Genomic DNA, 20,023 nt, shown 5'->3' on the forward strand with positions numbered 1-20,023 from the left:
CCCCCTCTTTTCATGCGTATCACCTCAACTGCGCGGCAGACGCTGCCAGCCGCAGTGGGAACAGATGCGTCTGTCCGGCGGCATCTCCGCGCCGCAGTAGGGGCAATATCTGTCCGGCTGCGATTCCTCCGGGGCAGCCGATTGCTGCGGTGCAGCCGAATGCTCCGGTGCAGCCGAATGCTCCGGCGCCGCGATGCGCCGCCGTACCGCCCGCCGCCGGAACACCACAGCGAGCGCGGCGAGAACAGCGGCCGCCGCGGCAATGGCCAGTATGATACCGACAGGATTGCCGCCGCGCTTTCCGAAGCGGATGCTGTCGATCGTGTCGGTGGCAATTTTATTCATATCAACGCCCTCGCACAGCTCCGCACAGTACTGTAAGCTCAGTGAGAGCATCGTGCCGTCCTGAATGGTCTGATAGAGCGAGCCGACAAAGGTGTAGCCCTCCTGCTCAAACGCGTAGGTGACATATGTGAAGCTGCCGGCGGGTGCCACATAGACGCCGTCATCTAAAACAGTTGCTCCATCGGACAGCGTTTCGAGCAGCGCCTTATGGACATCCGAGTAGGTGCTGTTCATGGAATCTTCATCGAGCAACTGACTATAGGAGGAGATGCTGGCAGCAACGCCTATAAAATAGGAGGGCTCCGGGCTGATCGCGTGAAAATATTGTTTGCTGCGCTCCATTTCATTTCGCGCCTCGCGGGCGCTCTCATAGCCAAACATGGCGAGCGCGGGATCGCCGTCCTCGACGTCGCGCGTGAGACAGACCATCCCGTCGGGCAGCTCAAGCGTGATGCCGAGCTCGTCGATGGCGCAGCTCTGCCCCGCCCGCGCGGGCAGCGCCGCGAGCGCCGGCAGAAGCACAGCCAGAATCAGCGCAAAAAACCGTTTCATCCATTCCCACTCCTCTCTGTAGATTCAGAGTAGCAGATTGAATGATGAAAAGCAATATATTAAAACAAATAGTCTATTCTAAATTGGCGTGCCGGCCGTACATCTGTTCCCCGGTCAGGCCCATGCGCTCCATGAGCGTGAGCGCCGTGCTGTCGAGCAGAAGCAGAAGCGTCTGCTCGAAGAGCGAGCCCATCGGCTGGATGGAGGCGGTGCCCCCCGCGTCCTTGGCGGGCGCGGGCACGGCGACGACCGTCTCCGCGAGGGCCGCGATGGCAGACTTCGGATTCGTTGTGACCACGGCGAGCTGCGCGCCCAGCGCCCGGCAGCGCCGCGCCATGCAGCACAGGCTCTCGGTCTCGCCCGAGCCCGAGCCGATCAGCAGCAGATCTCCCGCCCCGATGGCGGGGGTCACGCTCTCCCCCACGACGTAGCTTGTCAGCCCCAGGTGCATCAGCCGCATGGCAAACGCGCGCAGCATCAGCCCCGAGCGCCCCGCCCCCGCGACATAGACGCGCCGCGCGCCGAGAACGGCGTCCGCGAGGGCGTCCGCCGCCGGACCGACGGCGCCAAGCGAGCGCCCGAGCTCTTCGAGAATGCGAGTGGAATACTCCGCTGTGTTCATAGAGACCTCCCGTTTTGTCAGGGCCGCGCAGCGGGTGCGGCGGCCGGTTTCATCCTTAATAATATAGATACAGTATAACATGTCCGCCGCGCATTGACGAGCGCGGGAGACCTGTTTATAATGAGTTTGTTGCAAAAAAACAGCCGGGAGGAACCATGTCAGAGAAAACGAAAAAGACCCTCAGCGAATACGCCCTTGTCACACTCGGCACGCTTCTGATGGTCTTCGGCATCTACTTTTTCAAATTTCCCAACAACTTCACCACCGGCGGCGTCACCGGCATCGCGCTGATCATCGGGCGCTTTTTCGGCGCGCTGTCGCCCGGCACACTGGTCTTTGTCATCAACATGGCCCTGCTTGTGGTGGGCTTTCTCTTTCTGGGCAGGAGCTTCGGCATCAAGACGGTCTACTCGAGCGTTCTGTTCTCGGTGGGAACCTGGGTGCTCGAGCGGGTCTGCCCGATGGAGAAGCCCTTTACCGACGAGCCGCTGCTCGAGCTGATGTTCGCGGTTCTGCTGCCGGCCGTCGGGTCGGGGCTTCTGTTCAATCTCGGCGCCTCCTCGGGCGGCACCGACATTGTCGCGATGCTCCTGAAAAAGTTCACCAGCATCAACATCGGCACGGCGCTCATGTTCAGCGACGCGGTCATCACGGTGTCCGCCCTCTGGTTCTTCGGCGTCAAGACCGGGCTCTTCTCCATTCTCGGGCTGCTGATGAAGTCCTTTCTCATCGACAGCGTCATCGAGAGCATCAACCAGATCAAGTACTTCAACATCGTCTGCGAGCACCCCGAGCCCATCTGCGACTACATCGTAAAGACCCTGCACCGCGGCGCGACGGTCTGCGAGGCCGAGGGCTACTACACCTCCGAGCGGCGCTACATCGTCTTTGCCGCCATGCGCCGCAGCCAGGCGGTGCAGCTGCGCCGCTTTGTCAAACAGAACGACCCGCACGCCTTTCTGCTGATCACCACCACAAGCGAGATCATCGGCAAGGGCTTTCGCGGGGTGGACTGAAGAGCCGCCGAATCCGCCCGGCGGTCTGCCCCTGCCGGGGCCTCCCGGGGCCGGCACGCGCTGCGCCCTGCCGCTGGGCGGGCGCTCTGGACGCGGCGCCCTTTGAAAGTAGCGCAGCCCCGTGATAACATAGAGAAAACAAAATGTGGGAGAACACAATGCCGGTAACACAGATTCTATCATACTGTCTTGGCGCGCTGCGCTGGGCTGCGGCGCTCTTTGCCGTCTTTGCGGCGGCGCGGGTGACGCTGCTCGTGTGGCGCGGGGTGAAAAACAGGCCCACGCGCTCCCTCGGGCAGGAGCTCGGCCTCTGGGCGCTCGTCTTCTACGGGTGCATGCTCGTCTCCATCACCGTCATCCGCGGGGGAGATTTCGCCCCCCTCTGGCTCGGCGGGGCGGCCCGCGTGAGCCTCGTGCCGCTGCGCGGGCTGATCGGGGCCTTTGACCCGCGCGACCTCTGGCCGTTTTGCTACAACCTCTTTGGCAATCTGCTGTGGTTTGTGCCGGTGGGCCTCTCGCCGCTCGTCTGTTCGGGCCTTGCGCGCGCGTGGCGCGTGGCGCTCGCGGCGGCGGGCCTGTCGGCGCTCATCGAGCTCTCCCAGCTGCTTCTGGGCACCGGCGTCTGCGACATCGACGACTGGCTGCTCAACATCGCCGGGGCGCTGCTCGGCTACCTGATTTACTACGCGGCGGTCGGGCGGCGGCGCAGCCGTTTTCCGGAGAAGATGCCGTGGGCGAGGTGAGCGGGCTTCTCTTCGAGGGACAGCCGGTCGCCGTCTGCCGAAAGCGCTGCAAGCGGGTGATTCTCCATGTGCGCGCCGGGGGCGAGATCTGGGTCTCAGCCCCGCGCGGCGTGTCGCGCCGGCGCATTGCTGAGATTCTCGCCGAGCGGCGCGACTGGCTGCTTGCGGCCGTCGAGACCCAGCGCGCCCGCGCGCCGAAGCCAAAGCGGGTCTGCGAGGGCGAGAGCTTCCGCCTTGCGGGGCGCGCGCTCGCGCTGCGCTTTGCGGGCGGCGAAATCTGCGCCGTGGGGGACGAGCTTCTCGTCCCGCCGGGGACGGAGCTCTCAGCGCTTCGCGCCTGGTACGTCGCGCGCGCACAGGTTCTCTTCGCCGAACGGGTTGCCCTCTGGGCGGCGGCCATCGGCGTCACGCCGGGGCGCGTGCGCGCAAAGGAGCAGAGAAGCCGCTTTGGCAGCTGCGGCATCCACGGCGACATCAACCTCTGCTGGCGGCTGGTGATGGAGGAGCGGGCCCTTGTCGACTCGGTGGTCATCCACGAGCTGTGCCATCTGCTCGAGCGAAACCACTCGCCGGCATTCTGGGCGCAGGTCGCCCGCTTCGACCCGCAGCACCGCGCCCACCGGGCGCAGCTCAACAAACAGTCCGCCCTGTGGGACTGGTGAAAGGGACGGTTCCATGAAAGACTATCTCATCTGGTATCTCATCGTGCTCAATCTGCTCGCGTTTGCGGTGTCGGCCATCGACAAGTTCTCGTCCGGCCGGCGCCAGCGGCGCGTGTCGGAACTTGCGCTCATGCTCCTCGCGGGCTTCGGCGGCTCGGTGGGGCTCTACCTGTCCATGTTTCTGTTTCGCCACAAGACCAAACACCCGAAATTCACCATGGGCGTGCCGCTGATTATGGCGGCGCAGGCGGTGGTACTCTACCTGCTCTGGGCCAGAGGCGTCATTCGCTGAATCACAGGGAAAAAAGGCAGCAGACATTTTGTCTGCTGCCTTTTTGTGCCAATTTTGCGAAATCTGCCAACAGATGGCAACTTTGAGTTAAACTGAGAGCAGTAACAGCAACAGGAGGGCAACTATGAGCAACATGACGATTCACACCGCACACATTGCCGCCTTTGAGCGGGCGCTGCGCGCGCAGGAGCGCAGCGCGGCCACTGTTGAGAAGTATCTGCGCGACGTCAGACAGTTCGCGGCGTATCTCGGCGGCGCGCCGCTGACGCGGGAGGCGGTCGCCGGGTGGAAGAGCCATCTGCTGGAACAGGGCCGCCTGCCGACGACAGTCAACGGCAAACTCGCGGTTCTCAGCAGCTTTCTGAGCCACCTGGGCCGCAGAGACTGCCGCGTCAGGCAGATTCGGCTGCAGCGGCGGCTCTTTCGCGACCAGGCGCGCGAGCTCGGGCGCGAGGAGTATGAGCGGCTGGTCGCCGCCGCGCGGCAGAAGGAGCAGCCGCGGCTCGCGCTGCTGCTCGAGACCATCTGCGCCACCGGTATCCGGGTCAGCGAGCTCAGAGACATCACCGTCGAGGCCGCGGCGGCGGGCCGGGCGCAGATCACGCTCAAGGGAAAGACGCGGGTGATTCTGCTGCCGGGCAAGCTCTGCCGCAAGCTGCTCAAATACGCGCGCAGACAAAAAATCGCCTCCGGCGAGATCTTTCTCACCAGAGGCGGAAAAAGCCTGAACCGCCGGCAGATCTGGGCGCAGATGAAAGCGCTCTGCTCCCGGGCGGGGGTGGAGCCGGGCAAGGTGTTCCCCCACAATCTGAGACATCTGTTTGCGCGGTGCTTCTACCGGGCGTGCCGTGACATCGCGCGGCTGTCGGACGTGCTCGGCCACAGCAGTATGGAGACCACCCGCATCTACCTCATCTCAACCGGCGCCGAACACGCAAGAACGCTTGAGCAGCTTCGGCTGGTGTCATAGACAGAATCATTCTTTTGTCCTGCTGCGGGGCGGCTCCGAGCATGAAAAGTTTAAAAACTCTTTTTTTGGAAAACAGCAAGCCGCCGTAGGCGCACGTCAACCAGACCGGAAGATTTCTCAGCCTGAGTGGCCTGTTTGCTGTACCCAAAATGCGTAATATAACTGCAGAATAGGTAAAAACGTTGAAAAGCTGCCGGTTAAATGGCAAAATATTGAAACTGAAAGGACAAGCTGGTCTGTCATCCCGCCCCGCAGCAGGACAAAAGAATGATTCTGTCCACATTGAGCAAAGAGCGGGGAAAATGGCCGAAAGTCCGGAATAAAAAAGGAGGAATTACGATGAGAAAGCGGATTCTTGCGGTACTTCTGGCGCTGTGTATGGCGCTTGCCGCTCTGCCCATGACGGCATTCGCTGTCGATCTGACCGGTTCGGGTACCGAAGCCGATCCCTATCAGGTCGCAACGGAAGAGGAGCTGCGCGCAGCAGTGGACGCCGGCGGCTACATTGAGCTGACCGCAAGCATTGAGGGAATGGCAACCTCGTTAAATGTGACCGGGGATGTGACTCTTGATCTGCAGGGGAACACTCTGGAGACCACTGTGCAAAGCGGATATTTTTTCAATGTCAGCCCGGGCGGCAGTCTGACGGTGAACGACAGCGCAACCGGCGGCCGCCTTGTCAGTACAAAGGTGAGGGTGGTACAGGTCTATGCCGGCGCCAGCTTCACGCTCAACGGCGGCACCCTCGAGGTGACGGACGGTGACATGAGCGCCGATGTGACTGTGTTTAACTTCGGCAACATGACGATCAATGGCGGAACAGTCAGAGGCGTCACAGCAATCTATAACTATGCGCCTGCGGCGCTCGGTGATTTCACCGGCAACGCGGTTTTGACGCTCAACGGCGGCAAAATTGAGGGCGTGCCCTGCACGACGGCTAGCAAAGACGAGTACATCGGTTCCAACTGGGCCTGTGCACTGATGGGCGAGGGCGTCGATGGGGATGGCAACGTGAAGAACCCCGAGGGCGTCACGCTCAACATCAAAGGCGGCGAGATCGTCGCCTCTGACGGCGGCCAGGCCATCGCCACCAACGCGTCGAGCGGCAAATACGCCGGCTTTGTCATCAACATGACCGCGGGCAGCGTGAGCGCTTCCGGCGACGACGGCTGCGCGATGTATCTGCCGGCCATCGGCGTGACCAACATCAGCGGCGGCACCGTCTCGGGCGCGCAGGGTATCCGCATCGCAGCGGGTGAGCTCAACGTGACCGGCGGCGAGATCATCGGCACGGCGCTGCTGACTGACGACGCCGATCTCGTCAGCGGCGGCAGCGGCGGCACCCAGGGCGCCATCGTGGTCGGCAAGGCGAGCAGCGGCTACGTCGGCAACGCCAGCGTTGCCATCGGCGGCACTGCGGTCATCAAGAACACCGCCGAGGGCGAGGGCACAAAACCGGCTATCATCGTCTCAGACAAAAACATGGGCGAGGGCGGCAGCTACGACCAGAACTCCATCGAGGTGAGCCTTGACGGGGCCGAGGTGCAGGGCGACGTGGTCAAGGTGTCCAACACGACGCCGGGCGCGACCACCAAAGACGGCGGCAACACGTCGCTCACCGTCAAGGACACGACGATTGAGGGCAATGTCATCAACAAGTCCAAAGAGGGGAGCACGGAGCTCAGCGGCGTCACCGTGACCGGCGACGTGAAGACCGAGAGCGCAGGCTCCACCCTCATTTCGAACAGCAAGGTCGAGGGCAGCGTGACCAATGCGACCGAGGGGAGCTCCACCGTCATTGAAAATTCCGACGTCGGCAGCAGACCCGAAACCGGAAATGTCGTCATTACCAACAGCACGGTTGACGGTACCCCGGTGGAAGACGAGCTCGGCAGCAACGTCGCCCAGGTGGGCGGCAAGCCCTACACTTCGCTCGCCGAGGCGCTCACCGCGGCGAAGAGCGGCCAGACCGTCACACTGCTGGTAGGTGAAGTTGCGCTCTCGAGCGCGATTCCTGCGGGCGTCACCCTCTCGGTCGGCAGCGGCCAGAAGCTGACCGTGGCCGAGGGAGACGCTCTGACCGTGCTCGGCAGCACGGGTACGCTCGCGGTTCAGGCGGGCGGCAGTTTTGTGCTTGCGGACGATGAGATTGTCGGCGAAGACGGCCGGCTGGCCGTTGATGCGGGCAGCGTGGAGATCGTTCTGTCGACTGGCGCTGTGACGCTGAAGTCCGGCGCGAAAGCGACCGTCCCCTCGGGGAAAGAGCTGAATCTGCTGCTCCCCGGCGGCGCGGTCAGACTGGATGTGACCATTGAAAACGGTGCCTCGGCAACGGTGTCGGGCAAGCTGACCGTTCCCAACGACGCGTCTCTGAGCGTCGATGGAACACTGAACATTTCCTCCTCCGGTCTGCTGCGGGTGGGTTCCAAGGGAACACTCTCCGGCTCCGGCGAAATCTCCAATTCCGGCAAGGTCACACTGCACCGGGGCGTTGACACCGAGGCTGCTGTCAGCCTGGCCATCACGCTCAACTCCGGCGGCGAGGTCTACAGCCAGCTGACCGAAACCGATCTGGATTCTCTCATCGAGAGAGGCGAGAAGACCACCGGTTCGTTCACCGTGGCCGGTATCACCGGCGACGGCGGCGAACTTCTGAGCTTTGCCACAAAGTACACCTATAAGACCCAGGGCGGCGGCACCATCGTGACGACCTATCCCATCCAGGTTGCGGCGGTGGCAAACGGCACCGTGTCGGCGAGCACCAGCGCGGCCATGACGGGCAGCACAGTCACCCTGACGGTCAAACCGGCTGACGGCTTCGTGGTCGGCTCGGTCACCGTGACCGCGGCCGATGGCAGCGCAGTCGCCGTGACAGCCGGCGCAAACGGCACCTGGACGTTCACCATGCCCGCCGGTGCGGTGACGGTCTCGGCGAGCTTCCAGGCGAGCGAGACCGGTCTGCCCTACACCGATGTGCAGGCGGCCGACTGGTTCTACAGCGCGGTGAAATACGTCACAGACAACGAAATCATGAACGGCTGCGACACGGATCTGTTCCTGCCGAACGAGCCGCTCAGCCGCGGCATGCTGGTCACCGTCCTGTGGCGGATGGAGAACTCGGTTGCAGTCGACGATTCGCTGGTCTTTGACGACGTGGACGCCGGGGCCTGGTATGGGGAAGCGGTCCGCTGGGCCGCTGCCAACGGCATTGTCAACGGCGTGACCGAGACGACCTTTGCCCCGGACAGCGCCATCACCCGTGAGCAGCTCGCGGTGATTCTGTACCGCTATGCGCAGCACAAGGGCTACGATGTCACAGCGGGCGGCGCGCTCGACTACCCCGATGCGCAGAGCGTCGCCGACTACGCGGCCGAGGCCATGCAGTGGGCATGCGCCGAGAGCCTCATCAACGGTATGGACGGGCTTCTCAACCCGCAGGGCGGCGCGACGCGCGCCCAGGTGGCGACCATCATCATGCGCCTGTGTGAGAATGTGGCGAAATAATCCGTAAGACCGATCAAAGGGCGCTCCGGCCGGAGCGCCCTTTTTTATGCAGTTCACACATGAAAGATCAGCCGCAGCAGAAGAAGAAGCGCGATGCCCGGCAGCCCCAGAAGCGCCGAGCCGAGCAGCGTCATGGCGCTGATGGGAAGCGTACCGCCGAGCGCGTGCAGCACAAAGAGCAGCGCCACGCCGACGGCGCTGTTGAGAAGAAACTTCACACATTTGCGTAGCGGCTTTAAAAAGACCAGAAAAAACAGAAACGCAACCGACGCCCCGATGATGATCGCGAGCGTGCTCGTGGTGTCTATGGGCATATGTACTCTCCTTTGCGTTGATGGCGCGCCCGGGCGCGGCGGACGGTCCGCCGCGCGCGGCTGTCCGGCATATGTAGGGCCGCGCCGTCAGGTGACACTGGCGGCGTCGAGCGGCTCGGCCTCGGCCTCGGGCGCGGGAACGCTCTGGCTCTCGAGCTGCTTGGCCCTGGCGAAATAGTAGTTCAGGCGGCGGTTCAAAGCCAGGCGCTCAAAGAGCAGACTTTCGATCAGCTCCCCGTCCTCGGCGTATTGCAGCAGACTGCAAACCGACTGGAGCCGGGCTTTCGTCAGCTCGACCTCGCGCACCCACTCGGCGGGCACGGCGGTCTGCGCCGCGCGTCTCTCGCGCAGTTTCATTCGCTTCACCTCTACTGGTATTCTTATGCAAAGCGGACGAGTTTATAACAAAACAGGCAAAAAAAGTTGCCCTGTCCGCGCGTCTTTTTGCGCCGCGGGCGGAATAAACTGTATTACTTCGGCGGAAAATAGCGCTGTGAGAAAACCGCCGCGCGCGCACGCCCCGCGGCGACGAAAGAGGTGTTGAGAGTGGAATCGGTGACAAGACACCACCAGCGGTACTGTCCGGTCATCCAGAGCAACGTGACCATTCGTGAGAGCGCGCCCGGCGGCGAAGCGTGTCAGGAGTGTCTCAACCGCGAGTACTGCCAAAGGGAATTTGGGGGCTGCCAGAACCGCTATTTTGCAAGCGGGGAAAAGCAGTAGAGAAAACGCGGCGGCGCGCGGCCGGATTTTCCGAAAAATACCGCGCATGACGGGGCGCGGCGGGGGGAACGCTATTGTTCGACACCGCGCGCCCGGCAGGCTGCCGCCGCGCCGCCAGAGACGCGGCGGACGGCTTAAGAAAGCCGTCCGAGCAGTCTGACAGTGACAGTTGAAAACCGAAAACAGACCGGCGGCAGAACTTCTGCCGCCGGTTTTTCCGCTGTGCCGCGCGCGAAACGTTTGACTTGCCCGCGCGCAGCGGGTATTATGGAGACGCAGAAAACAGTGTGAAAGGGGAATGGTTCATGGGTCTTGACAGAGCATCCGGCATCCGAATCGGCAGGGGGACGCCCGGCGAAAAGAATCTGATCACCGATGTGCCGGGGGTCAGGGTGGGCCATGCGACCATCCGTGACGGCGCGGGCGTCAACACCGGCGTCACCGCCGTTTTGCCGCACGGGGGAAATCTCTTCCGCGACAAGGTGATGGCCGCCTGCGCCGTGCTCAACGGCTTCGGCAAGACCATGGGGCTGGTGCAGGTGGAGGAGATGGGCACCATTGAGACGCCCATTCTCATGACGAACACCCTGAGCATCGGCACCGCCGCGACCGCGCTGATCGAGTACATGCTTCGGCAGAACCCGGACATCGGCCTTGAGACCGGCACGGTGAACCCGCTGGTGTGCGAGTGCAACGACGGGCGGCTCAACGACATCCGCGGCCTGCACGTCAGAGCGGAGCACGTCGTAGAGGCGCTTGACGCCGCCGCGCCGATGTTCGAGGAGGGCGCGGTGGGCGCCGGTACGGGCATGTGCTGTCTGGGGCTCAAGGGCGGTATCGGCTCCGCCTCGCGGGTGGTCACGCTCGACGCGCGGACGTACACGGTGGGCGCGCTGGTGCTGAGCAATTTCGGCGAGGCCGGGCGTCTGCTCATCAACGGCCGCCATGTGGGCGAGGAGATTCAGGCCGGTCAGAGCGCGCAGGGCGACAGGGGCTCCATCATCATGCTGCTGGCCACGGACATTCCCCTCAGCGAGCGCCAGCTCCGGCGGCTGTGCCGCCGCGCCGGCGTGGGTCTCGCGCGAACCGGCTCCTACTACGGCAACGGCAGCGGCGACATCGCCATCGCGTTCACCACCGCAAACCGAGTGCCCCACTACAGCGAAAGCGCCTTTGTGCCGGTGACCATGATGGACGACGAGCACATCGACCCGGTGCTGGACATGAGCGCCGAGGCGGTGGAGGAGGCCATCGTCAGCTCGCTGTATCACGCGCAGACCACCGTCGGACGGGACGGAACCGTCCAGCGCGGCCTGCGCGAGTATCTGGGCCAGAGCGCACAGAGCAGTCTGTAGATGTATGAAGATCAAAAACCGGCGGCAGAATTTCTGCCGCCGGTTTTTACCGCTCTCCCGTTTTGCGCGATTCTGTTTACATCGATGCGCCAAGATAGATGGCGCGAAGCAGAGCTCGACCGGTTTCGGTGCGAAAGACTGCATCGAGTGTGTGGCGGATGTTCCCCTCGCTGTAGCTGCTCTCTCCGGCGTTGACGAGGTAGTCGGCCTCGAGCAGAATCTGGTGGTCGGGCCCGTCAACACCTTGAAAGGTGTGGTGATGGCCCACCAGCCAGGCCACCCGCCCGGCAAAGTCCCCGTCGTACCCGAGCTCCCGCAGCAGGGCCTGTGCCATCGGCGCGCCCTCGCGCTCCTGGTATTTGCCGACTGTGCTGCCATACTTCTCGCGACAGAGCGGGCAGGCAATGTCGTGTACAACGGCCGCGGCCTCCAGAATTTCCTGCGTACGCCGGTCGAGCTCCTCGCACTCCCCGATGGTTTTGGCATAGGCGTACACCTTTAAAAAGTGCTCGATGTCGTGCCGGTTGCCGCCGGCGTCGGAAATCATGCGCGCGATGAGTGTGGAAATTGCCATATGTTCTGCCTCCCGATGGTCAATTTGTCTGCTTCATCTTATCACACGGGTGGCTTTTTCTCAATGCCGCCCTCGCGCGCAGCCCTACAGCTTGCATTTTCCCCGCCGTTTGGATACAATATAATGTGGCAAATTGGACCAGCAAACGGAGGATGTAATATGGCAAAGGCCTCAGCGAAAAACCAATACGGCAACGAGAGCATCTCGTCGCTCAAGGGCGCCGACCGTGTGCGCCTGCGCCCGGGCGTCATCTTCGGCAGCGACGGGCTCGAGGGCTGCGAGCACTCGTTTTTTGAGATCCTCTCAAACTCCATCGACGAGGCGCGCGAGGGCTACGGCGACAAGATCGTCATCACCCGCTTTTCCGACCACAGCATCGAGGTCGAGGACTTCGGGCGCGGCGTGCCGGTCGAGTACAACCCGAAAGAGGAGCGCTACAACTGGGAGCTCGTCTACTGCGAGCTCTACGCCGGCGGCAAGTACAACAACAACGACGCCGAAAACTACGAGTACTCGCTCGGCCTCAACGGCCTGGGCGCCTGCGCCACGCAGTACGCGAGCGAATACATGGACGTGACCGTTCACCGCGACGGCAAGGTGCACCGGCTTCACTTTGAGCGCGGCGAGAACATCGGCGGGCTCAAAAGCGAGCCCGCCGCCCGCCGCCAGACCGGCACCGTCACCCGCTGGAAGCCCGACCTTGAGGTCTTCAACGACATTGCCATCCCCGCCGAATTCTTCGCCGATGTGCTCAAAAAGCAGGCGGTGGTAAACGCCGGGCTGCGCTTTGTCTTTCGCGACCAGCAGCCCGACGGCAAGTTTGAGACCACCGAGTACCTCTACGAGAACGGCATCGTCGACTACGTCGCCGAGCTCGCCGCGGGTCGGGCGTTCACCGACATTCAGAGCTGCGCGTGCGAGCGCCGCGGGCGCGACCGGGCGGACAAGCCCGAGTACAAGGTCAAGATGCAGATCGCGTTCTGCTTCTGCAACGAGAACGCCCGCGCCGAGTACTACCACAACTCGAGCTTCCTCGAGCACGGCGGCTCGCCCGACAAGGCGGTGCGAAGCGCGTTTGTCTCGTCGGTTGACCAGCTCGCAAAGAGCCTCGGCAAATACACCAAAAACGAGAGCAAGCTCACCTACCAGGATGTGGCCGACAGTCTGCTGATCGTCATCAACTCCTTTTCGACCCAGACCTCCTATGAGAACCAGACTAAAAAGGCCATCAACAACAAGTTCATTCAGGAGTGCATGACCGAATTCCTCAAGCACCAGCTCGAGGTCTACTTCATCGAGAACCCGGTCGAGGCGGGCAAGATCGCCGACCAGGTGCTCATCAACAAGCGCAGCCGCGAGTCGGCCGAGAAGACCCGCATCAACATCAAAAAGAAGCTCTCGGGCAACATCGACATCTCGAACCGCGTGCAGAAGTTCGTCGACTGCCGCACCAAGGACGTCACCCGCCGCGAGCTCTACATCGTCGAGGGCGACTCGGCGCTCGGCTCCTGCAAGATGGGGCGCGACGCCGAGTTTCAGGCCATCATGCCCGTGCGCGGCAAGATTTTAAACTGCCTCAAGGCCGACTTTGACAAGATCTTCAAAAGCGAGATCATCGTCGATCTGATCAAGGTGCTCGGCTGCGGGGTCGAGGTCAAGACCAAGAGCAATAAGGACTTTGACTTCTTCGACATCGACGCGCTGCGCTGGGACAAGGTCATCATCTGCACCGACGCCGACGTCGACGGCTTTCAGATTCGCACGCTGATTCTGACCATGCTCTACCGGCTCGTGCCGTCGCTCATCGACAAGGGCAAGGCCTTTATCGCCGAGTCGCCGCTGTTTGAGATGACCATGAAAGGCAAGAGCTACTTCGCCTATGACGAGCGCGAAAAGGCCGACTTTCTCGCCGCCCACCCGAAGGAGAAAATCCACATCGCGCGCTCAAAGGGGCTCGGCGAGAACGAGCCCGAGATGATGTGGGAGACCACCATGAACCCCGAGACCCGCCGGCTCATCAAGGTCACCCCCGAGGACGCCCTGCGCACGGCCGAGGTCTTTGAGCTGCTGCTCGGGGACAATCTCGCCGGCCGCAAGGACTACATTGCCGAATACGGCGCTCAGTACATTGAGCTCGCCGACATTTCCTAGAGAGGGGGAACCGCCGTGAGACAGAATCTGATCGAAAAGCCCATCACCAAGACGCTCGAGGAGAACTACATGCCCTACGCCATGAGCGTTATCATCTCGCGCGCCATCCCCGAGATCGACGGCTTCAAGCCCTCGCACCGAAAGCTCCTGTACACCATGTACAAGATGGGGCTCATCACCGGCAACAAGACAAAGTCGGCAAACGTCGTCGGCCAGACCATGAAATTAAACCCCCACGGCGACGCCGCCATCTATGAGACGATGGTGCGCTTAACGCGCGGCTACGAGGCGCTGCTTCTGCCCTATGTCGACTCAAAGGGCAACTTCGGGCGGGTCTACTCGCGTGACATGGCCTATGCCGCGTCGCGCTACACCGAGGTCAAGCTCGAGCCGGTCTGTGCCGAGCTCTTTCGCAGCATCGACAAGGACACCGTCGACATGCTCGACAACTACGACAACACCCAAAAGGAGCCGGCGCTGCTGCCGGTGACTTTCCCGAATATCCTCGTCGCGGCCAATCAGGGCATCGCCGTCGGCATGGCGAGCAACATCTGCTCGTTCAACCTCGGCGAGGTCTGCGACACCGCCATCGAGTACATCCGCGATCAGAACCACCCCATCGAGACCACCCTCAAGGCGCCGGACTTCCGCACCGGCGGCAGCATTCTCTACAACGCCGCCGAGATGCGCAAAATCTACGAGACCGGCCGCGGGTCGTTCAAGATCCGCGCGAAGTACGGCTACGACAAGAAGAACAACTGCATCGAGATCACCGAGATCCCCTACACCACCACGGTCGAGGCCATCATCGACAAGATCGTGGAGCTTGTCAAGTCCGGCCGAGTGCGCGAGATCTCCGATCTGCGCGACGAGACCGACCTGTCGGGGCTGAAGCTGACGCTCGATCTCAAGCGCGGCACCGACCCCGACAAGCTCATGGCAAAGCTCTACAAGTCGACCCCGCTCGAGGATTCGTTCGGCTGCAACTTCAACGTGCTCATCGGCCAGACGCCGAAAGTGCTCGGCGTGCGCGAGATCCTCGAGGAGTGGACGGCCTTTCGCGTCGAGTGCATCCGCCGCGAGCTCACCTACGACATCGGCCGCAAAAAGGAGAAGCTCCACCTGCTCTACGGCCTGAAGAAAATCCTGCTCGACATCGACAAGGCGGTCGCCATCGTGCGCAACACCGAGGACGAGGCCGAGGTCGTGCCGAACCTGATGATCGGCTTCGGCGTCGACGAGGTGCAGGGCGAGTACATCGCCGAGATCAAGCTGCGAAACCTCAACAAGGAGCATGTCTTAAAGCGCATCGCCGAGGTCTCGTCGCTCGAGGACGAGATCGACGATCTCGAGCAGACCCTCTCGAGCGGCCGGCGCATCAAAAACATCATCATCAGGGACCTCACCGAGATCAAAAAGAAGTATGCGTCGCCCCGGCGCAGCGACATCCTCTACGCCGACGAAGTTGTCGAGTACAAGGAGGAGGAGCAGATCGCCGACTACCCCGTGAGCGTCTTTGTCACAAACGAGGGCTACTTCAAGAAGATCACACCCGCGAGCCTGCGCATGAGCAGCGAGCACAAGCTCAAGGAGGGCGACTTCATCCTGCGCACCGCAGAGCTGACAAACCGCTGCGAGATGCTGGTCTTTACAAACCTCGGCCAGGTCTATAAGACCCGCCTGTCCGACTTTGAGGACACCAAGGCGAGCGTGCTCGGCGACTATCTGCCCTCGAAGCTCGCCATGGACGAGGGCGAGCGCGTGGTCTTCACCGCATTCACCACCGACTACAGCGGCCACATGCTCTTCTTCTTCCGAAACGGAAAGGCCGCCAAGATCGAGCTTGCGAGCTACCAGACCAAGACCAACCGCAAAAAACTCACCGGCGCCTACTCCACGAAGAGCGAGCTCGCCGCCGTCTTTCAGCTCGCCGGCGAGAGCGAGTTTGTGCTCACCTCGTCAAACGGCAAGGTGCTCATCGTGAACTCCGGCGCCATCGCGCCGAAGACCACCCGCGAGACCATCGGCGTCGCGGTGATGACCCTGCGCCAGAAGTGCTGGCTCTACCGCGCCGAGCCGATGGACGAGGCGCTCTTTGTCAAGTCGGACCGCTACCGCACGAAGAATCTCCCCGCCGCGGGCAGCTTTTTAAACGACGCCGACAAGGCGCTGCGCCAGCAGCACGACCAGATGGGACTGCTGCAGGAGTGATCAGCCGGAACACTGCGAGAACCAGGCGGGTGAATCACCGGGGTATGACAGAGCAGCGTTATGAAAGAGAGAAAGAGGCGGCGCACACTGTGCGCCGCCTCTCTTTTGTCCTGCAGGGCTTTCAAACCGGTGTAGCCAGGTCCCCTACTCTGCAGTCAGCCGTTTTGCACGGCTATGCGGATACGGCTGTAATCATAGCCGGCCGCCGTGAGAATGCGCCCGGTCAGAATCTTCAGCAAGGTCTGTGTATCATAGTGTGACTCAGCATAAAGTGCCCGGTCGATTTTGATCGGGCTGCGCATCTGGCCCTTTTCGCTGCCCAGCAGAACGCGGTTTCTCCCGAGGAGCTTTCCGCGCAGATCCATCAGAGCCTGGTGTGTCTGTGGATTCTGATTGCAGTGTTTGAGAATTGCTTCAAACACCTTTTTCCACGTTGGAAGATCCTCCCGCGTTCCATCTTCAAAGATCACACCGGTGGGACGCTTTCCCTTGAAGATTTCCTCTGCGGTGTTCAGCGAGTAAATGGTCTCATAGGCGGATGCCGCAGTGGACTGACCGTCCGGCCGCTCAAGTGTCTGCAGAAGACTGCCGATTTTGTTATCAGCCTGTTGAAGCAAATCCCGAAGCAGCAAAAGTTCTTCCCGAAGTTGCATGGCGTGGTATCCTTCTTTCTCATATTTTAGCACGTGCTATAGTAAAGTGTACCGCATCTTCTCTTATTCGTCAAGAAAATGAATGTTTGAGTCGATAAATTTAAAATAACATCTTCTCAAAACGGAAAAGAAATGGTAAGATCAGGAAAAGGGGGGATTTCATGTTTTGTACTTTCTGTGGCCACGAGGTGGAAGACGGTTCGGAGTTCTGCTACTTCTGCGGCGAAGAGCTCGCGCCGGTTTCGAGCAGCGAGCCGGTCCCGTATGCGTGGGAGCAGTCCCCGCGGGAGGAGCCGACCACCCCGCAGTGGAATCCGCTGCGCGTGGCGCTGCCGAAGCGGGAGACGCCCGGCATGAAGTGGTACTGGTTTTACACCGCCGTGCGGCTGCCGCTGAGCATGCTCAGCCTCCTGGTGGGCCTTATCGCGCTGCTGGATGAGTACAATGTCTACCGCCTTGCGCTGCCGCAGCTCTGGAAGTGGTATCTGGTGCTGTACGCGGTGCAGTTTGCGGCGTTTGCCGTGCTGCTGGTGAATATGGTGCGCCGCGCGCCGGGCGTTGTGCGGACGTTTTGCATCTGTTCGATCGGCGTGGCTGTGGTAGGCAGTCTGCTCAACGCTGCGGTGGTGTGGGCCATGCTCGGCTTCTGGCCGCTTCAGGGCCGGGAACTGCTCGAGTGGCTGATCTCACTGCTGATTGAACTGACCACGCTCTACTATCTGAAAAAGCGCGCCGGCTTCTTTGCGGCGCGCGAAGAGCAAGAGGAGGAATTGTGATGTACTGCCGCAAATGCGGGGCCGAGTTGCCCGAGGGCTCGGCGTTCTGCCACCTCTGCGGAACGCAGACCGTGCCTGTTCCCGCTGCGCAGGGAGACACCGCGAAATCCGGGTCGGGCATTGTCGTAAACCAGAACTTCGATGTGAACGCCGCCGGGGCGGCGCAGCGCGAGCAGGAGAGGGACATCGAGATCGCCCGGCAGCAGGCCGGGGAGCTGAAAACCCGCGTGAAGCAGTGGGCCGGGGCGGAGGTGCCGCCGCAGGAGAGCGGCCCCGAATTCTCCGGCGAGTCTGCCGCGCCGCCGCGCCGCGAGAGCGAAAGACCGTCGGGCGGCATTGTGATAAACCAGAACTTTGACAGAAACGCCGCGCAGAGCGCGCAGGATAATCCCGGAGAGAGCGCGCAGGATCAGGAGCCGGAACTCGGCTTTGTCTGGTATCGTATCTTTCAGGTTCTTCTGGCGCTGTGGGCGCTCAACAATTTTACCGCTACGGGCACGGCTCTCGCCCTCTCAGCGAGAGGGGCCGGAGCATACGCGTTCACCTCGATTGCCATTGCGATTTTCTCGACCGTGCTCTTCGTTCAGCTTTTGAAGTACAAGCTCGCCGCAATCAGGACGCTCACCGTATTCTGCGTTGTGACCCCGGTGCTTGGTTTCTTCGCCGCCGCTCAGGCGGAGCGTTTTTTCGCATCGCTGGGCCCGCTGCTCGTCATGGTTCCGACGATTTTCTATCTGAAAAATCGCGAGGATTATCTGGATTGATGAGCTGGGCAGGATGACGCAGGAGAGAGTGTTCCTGCCGGAGCAGCTCGCCGGTATTTCACCGGCAGAGAGAAGAGGGGGGTTATGATGTACTGTCGCAAATGCGGAGCCGAGCTGCCCGGGGACTCTGTGTTCTGCCATCTCTGCGGAGCGCAGACCGTACCCGTTCCCGCTGCGCAGGGGGACACCGCGAAAAAGCCCGGTTCGGGTATTGTCGTAAACCAGAACTTCGATGTGAACGCCGCCGGGACGGCGCAGCAGGAGCAGGAGAGGGACATCGAGATCGCCCGGCAGCAGGCCGGGGAGCTGAAAACCCGTCTGAAGCAGTGGGCCGGGGCGGAGGCGCCGCCGCAGGAGAGCGAACCCGAGTCCTCCGGCGAGTCTGCCGCGCCGCCGCGCTGCGAGAGCGAAAGGCCGTCGGGCGGCATTGTTGTCAACGAATGCTTTGACGTGACCGCCGCCCAGAGCGCGCAGGAGAGCCTTGAGGAGGGAACGCAGGATAAATCGCCAGGTTTCATCTGGTATCATGTCTTTCAGGTTCTTCTGGTGCTGTGGATTTTAGAAAGCCTGACAGGTCTGATGATGGTCTCACAGTATTCGTACTTGTCCGGCACGGACAATTATCTGTTTTTATCTGTTGTCGATCTGGTTTTTCAAATTACGATCTTCGTTCAGCTTTTGAAGTATCGGGAGGCTGTAATCAAGACGCTGATCATCTACAGTGCGCTGATATTCCTGTTCGGACTTTTTGGGCAGGGCCTTATCGGAGCTCTGATTCCGATGATCTATCTGATACCGACGATCATCTACCTAAAAAAGAGAGAGGACTATCTGGATTGATGTAAGCCGCCATCTCTGCGGAGCGCAGACCGTACCCATGCCCGCCGCGCGGGTGGCCGCAGAAAGATCGGAAAGGGGATCCGTCCATTGAGGAAAGCTGCCGTTTTTCTGCTTTTGCTGGCGCTGTGCGGCACGGTGGCCGCAGGCGGCGAAGAGCAGCCGTCCGTGCCGGGCGGCTTCGTCTATGAGAACGCGCCGGCCGGCATTATGATCACACTGCCCGCAGAGTTTGCCGAGGTGCCGCGGGACACACAGGTGCCGTTTGCGCGGGCGAGCTTTGCCGCGGACGATATCACCTTTACATTCAGCCGCGCCGACGTGTATCAAAGCGCGCGAGAGAAGAATTTCGACGCCTGGCGCAGCCAGATGGGCAACTACTTTTTTAAGCCCGAGGAAATCGGCGGGCTCTTTGCCCCGCCGGCGCAGACTCTCGCTTTCAACCGCGTGGCCTGGGGCGACTATGAGTATTTCGCGGCCGACTGGCAGTCTAACGATGGCCGGGTGCGCCGCAGCTATCTAGTCTTTGTCAACGGCTGGCTCTACGGCTACACCTACGACGGCCCCGCCGGCCAGGCGGACGATTTTTTTCACACGGTCATCGCCGCTGTGGAATACGAGAACCCGCCGGAAAAGCGCTACATTCAGCCCTACCGCGACCCCTCCCAGCCGCCGCGTCCCGACCCGGTGCCTCAGCCGAGAACCGGCAATGACAGCCCGTCTGCCGTGGGTGGGGCCGCGGTGATCATCGTGGCGGGCGCCACTTTTCTCGCTGTGGGCATTGGCAAGGTATCCAGAAACCCGCAGCAGAGTCAGCCGGAACGCACACAGGAGCGGGTTCGGCCTCTTCCGGCGGGGAAGCCGCTCGAGAAATCTCTCTGCGAGAGCATCTATGAGGACCTGATGCGCGGCGAGATCGTCACCCTGGAACTGGTGGAGGAGAAAGTCCCCAAGTGAAA

At 61.8% G+C, this 20,023-nt stretch carries 20 protein-coding genes; 14 read left to right on the plus strand and 6 right to left on the minus strand.

Translation table 11 applies throughout. The features are described from left to right. Nucleotides 1-24 precede the first annotated feature (24 nt). Together H8695_RS10230 and hxlB are read right to left on the minus strand one after the other, a co-directional pair. Nucleotides 25-897, minus strand: coding sequence for a zinc ribbon domain-containing protein (locus tag H8695_RS10230; RefSeq protein ID WP_249301297.1), 873 nt, complete (start codon nt 895-897; stop codon nt 25-27). A 73-nt stretch (nt 898-970) separates the two neighbouring features. Continuing rightward, nucleotides 971-1,519: a 6-phospho-3-hexuloisomerase gene (hxlB, locus tag H8695_RS10235; RefSeq protein WP_249301301.1), complete on the minus strand. Its 549-nt coding sequence runs from the start codon at nt 1,517-1,519 to the stop codon at nt 971-973. A 155-nt stretch (nt 1,520-1,674) separates the two neighbouring features. Here hxlB and H8695_RS10240 point away from each other — a divergent pair, with 155 nt between their 5' ends. From H8695_RS10240 to H8695_RS10265, 6 genes are all read left to right on the plus strand, one after another. Continuing rightward, on the plus strand, nt 1,675-2,535 hold the full coding sequence (locus tag H8695_RS10240; RefSeq protein WP_249301303.1) for a YitT family protein: 861 nt from the start codon (nt 1,675-1,677) through the stop codon (nt 2,533-2,535). A 158-nt stretch (nt 2,536-2,693) separates the two neighbouring features. Further along, nucleotides 2,694-3,278, plus strand: coding sequence for a VanZ family protein (locus H8695_RS10245; protein ID WP_249301305.1), 585 nt, complete (start codon nt 2,694-2,696; stop codon nt 3,276-3,278). Beyond that, nucleotides 3,266-3,940, plus strand: a complete 675-nt coding sequence (locus tag H8695_RS10250) for a YgjP-like metallopeptidase domain-containing protein (protein ID WP_249301307.1) — start codon at nt 3,266-3,268, stop codon at nt 3,938-3,940. Before H8695_RS10245 ends, H8695_RS10250 begins: the two co-directional genes overlap by 13 nt. Nucleotides 3,941-3,953: 13 nt before the next feature. Beyond that, entirely contained in the window at nt 3,954-4,232 is a 279-nt protein-coding gene (locus H8695_RS10255) for a DUF1294 domain-containing protein (protein ID WP_249301309.1), read from the plus strand. Between the two features lie 124 nt (nt 4,233-4,356). Further along, nucleotides 4,357-5,202 (plus strand): tyrosine-type recombinase/integrase, encoded by an 846-nt coding sequence (locus H8695_RS10260; protein WP_346726814.1) that lies wholly within the window; start codon nt 4,357-4,359, stop codon nt 5,200-5,202. Between the two features lie 339 nt (nt 5,203-5,541). Further along, nucleotides 5,542-8,706 carry an S-layer homology domain-containing protein gene (locus tag H8695_RS10265; protein ID WP_249301311.1) on the plus strand — a complete coding sequence of 1,055 codons (3,165 nt, stop codon included), beginning with the start codon at nt 5,542-5,544 and terminating at the stop codon, nt 8,704-8,706. A gap of 53 nt (nt 8,707-8,759) precedes the next feature. On the opposite strand, the gene H8695_RS10270 is transcribed toward H8695_RS10265, so the two are convergent. Then, nucleotides 8,760-9,020: a pro-sigmaK processing inhibitor BofA family protein gene (locus tag H8695_RS10270; RefSeq protein ID WP_249301313.1), complete on the minus strand. Its 261-nt coding sequence runs from the start codon at nt 9,018-9,020 to the stop codon at nt 8,760-8,762. An 87-nt stretch (nt 9,021-9,107) separates the two neighbouring features. Continuing rightward, nucleotides 9,108-9,377: a hypothetical protein gene (locus H8695_RS10275; RefSeq protein ID WP_249301315.1), complete on the minus strand. Its 270-nt coding sequence runs from the start codon at nt 9,375-9,377 to the stop codon at nt 9,108-9,110. A 189-nt stretch (nt 9,378-9,566) separates the two neighbouring features. On the opposite strand from H8695_RS10275, the gene H8695_RS10280 reads away from it, so the two are divergent. Then, a complete protein-coding gene (locus H8695_RS10280; protein WP_249301317.1) occupies nt 9,567-9,743 on the plus strand; it encodes a hypothetical protein in 177 nt (58 codons plus the stop codon). 305 nt (nt 9,744-10,048) lie between these two features. After that, nucleotides 10,049-11,098, plus strand: a complete 1,050-nt coding sequence (locus tag H8695_RS10285; RefSeq protein ID WP_249301322.1) for a DmpA family aminopeptidase — start codon at nt 10,049-10,051, stop codon at nt 11,096-11,098. Between the two features lie 76 nt (nt 11,099-11,174). On the opposite strand, the gene H8695_RS10290 is transcribed toward H8695_RS10285, so the two are convergent. Continuing rightward, nucleotides 11,175-11,672, minus strand: coding sequence for an HD domain-containing protein (locus H8695_RS10290; RefSeq protein ID WP_249301324.1), 498 nt, complete (start codon nt 11,670-11,672; stop codon nt 11,175-11,177). Between the two features lie 159 nt (nt 11,673-11,831). On the opposite strand from H8695_RS10290, the gene H8695_RS10295 reads away from it, so the two are divergent. Both H8695_RS10295 and H8695_RS10300 read left to right on the plus strand, forming a co-directional pair. Then, nucleotides 11,832-13,823 (plus strand): DNA gyrase/topoisomerase IV subunit B, encoded by a 1,992-nt coding sequence (locus H8695_RS10295; RefSeq protein ID WP_249301327.1) that lies wholly within the window; start codon nt 11,832-11,834, stop codon nt 13,821-13,823. Between the two features lie 69 nt (nt 13,824-13,892). Continuing rightward, complete coding sequence (locus H8695_RS10300; RefSeq protein ID WP_249301687.1) at nt 13,893-16,034, plus strand: DNA gyrase subunit A; 2,142 nt, start codon at nt 13,893-13,895, stop codon at nt 16,032-16,034. A gap of 155 nt (nt 16,035-16,189) precedes the next feature. Here H8695_RS10300 and H8695_RS10305 read toward each other — a convergent pair whose 3' ends face one another. After that, entirely contained in the window at nt 16,190-16,687 is a 498-nt protein-coding gene (locus tag H8695_RS10305; RefSeq protein ID WP_249301329.1) for a hypothetical protein, read from the minus strand. A 161-nt stretch (nt 16,688-16,848) separates the two neighbouring features. Between H8695_RS10305 and H8695_RS10310 the strand changes: the two genes are divergently transcribed. From H8695_RS10310 to H8695_RS10325, 4 genes are all read left to right on the plus strand, one after another. Further along, entirely contained in the window at nt 16,849-17,463 is a 615-nt protein-coding gene (locus H8695_RS10310) for a zinc ribbon domain-containing protein (RefSeq protein WP_249301331.1), read from the plus strand. Further along, nucleotides 17,463-18,227, plus strand: a complete 765-nt coding sequence (locus H8695_RS10315; protein WP_249301333.1) for a zinc ribbon domain-containing protein — start codon at nt 17,463-17,465, stop codon at nt 18,225-18,227. The genes H8695_RS10310 and H8695_RS10315 overlap by 1 nt, the downstream gene beginning before the upstream one ends. Before the next feature lie 87 nt (nt 18,228-18,314). After that, nucleotides 18,315-19,067, plus strand: a complete 753-nt coding sequence (locus H8695_RS10320; protein WP_249301334.1) for a zinc ribbon domain-containing protein — start codon at nt 18,315-18,317, stop codon at nt 19,065-19,067. Between the two features lie 87 nt (nt 19,068-19,154). After that, the gene (locus H8695_RS10325) at nt 19,155-20,021 is read left to right on the plus strand and encodes a hypothetical protein (RefSeq protein WP_249301336.1); all 867 of its coding nucleotides are present in this window, start codon (nt 19,155-19,157) and stop codon (nt 20,019-20,021) included. The last annotated feature ends 2 nt before the right edge of the window (nt 20,022-20,023 follow it).

The organism is Feifania hominis (genome assembly GCF_014384765.1).
Classification (GTDB): domain Bacteria; phylum Bacillota; class Clostridia; order Oscillospirales; family Feifaniaceae; genus Feifania; species Feifania hominis.

Coding starts and splice junctions, on each gene's coding strand:
- H8695_RS10230 (WP_249301297.1), bottom strand. CDS start 897: ATGAAACGGTTTTTTGCGCTGATTCTGGCTGTGCTTCTGCCGGCGCTC.
- hxlB (WP_249301301.1), bottom strand. CDS start 1,519: ATGAACACAGCGGAGTATTCCACTCGCATTCTCGAAGAGCTCGGGCGC.
- H8695_RS10240 (WP_249301303.1), top strand. CDS start 1,675: ATGTCAGAGAAAACGAAAAAGACCCTCAGCGAATACGCCCTTGTCACA.
- H8695_RS10245 (WP_249301305.1), top strand. CDS start 2,694: ATGCCGGTAACACAGATTCTATCATACTGTCTTGGCGCGCTGCGCTGG.
- H8695_RS10255 (WP_249301309.1), top strand. CDS start 3,954: ATGAAAGACTATCTCATCTGGTATCTCATCGTGCTCAATCTGCTCGCG.
- H8695_RS10260 (WP_346726814.1), top strand. CDS start 4,357: ATGAGCAACATGACGATTCACACCGCACACATTGCCGCCTTTGAGCGG.
- H8695_RS10265 (WP_249301311.1), top strand. CDS start 5,542: ATGAGAAAGCGGATTCTTGCGGTACTTCTGGCGCTGTGTATGGCGCTT.
- H8695_RS10270 (WP_249301313.1), bottom strand. CDS start 9,020: ATGCCCATAGACACCACGAGCACGCTCGCGATCATCATCGGGGCGTCG.
- H8695_RS10275 (WP_249301315.1), bottom strand. CDS start 9,377: ATGAAACTGCGCGAGAGACGCGCGGCGCAGACCGCCGTGCCCGCCGAG.
- H8695_RS10285 (WP_249301322.1), top strand. CDS start 10,049: ATGGGTCTTGACAGAGCATCCGGCATCCGAATCGGCAGGGGGACGCCC.
- H8695_RS10290 (WP_249301324.1), bottom strand. CDS start 11,672: ATGGCAATTTCCACACTCATCGCGCGCATGATTTCCGACGCCGGCGGC.
- H8695_RS10295 (WP_249301327.1), top strand. CDS start 11,832: ATGGCAAAGGCCTCAGCGAAAAACCAATACGGCAACGAGAGCATCTCG.
- H8695_RS10300 (WP_249301687.1), top strand. CDS start 13,893: ATGCCCTACGCCATGAGCGTTATCATCTCGCGCGCCATCCCCGAGATC.
- H8695_RS10305 (WP_249301329.1), bottom strand. CDS start 16,687: ATGCAACTTCGGGAAGAACTTTTGCTGCTTCGGGATTTGCTTCAACAG.
- H8695_RS10310 (WP_249301331.1), top strand. CDS start 16,849: ATGTTTTGTACTTTCTGTGGCCACGAGGTGGAAGACGGTTCGGAGTTC.
- H8695_RS10315 (WP_249301333.1), top strand. CDS start 17,463: ATGTACTGCCGCAAATGCGGGGCCGAGTTGCCCGAGGGCTCGGCGTTC.
- H8695_RS10320 (WP_249301334.1), top strand. CDS start 18,315: ATGTACTGTCGCAAATGCGGAGCCGAGCTGCCCGGGGACTCTGTGTTC.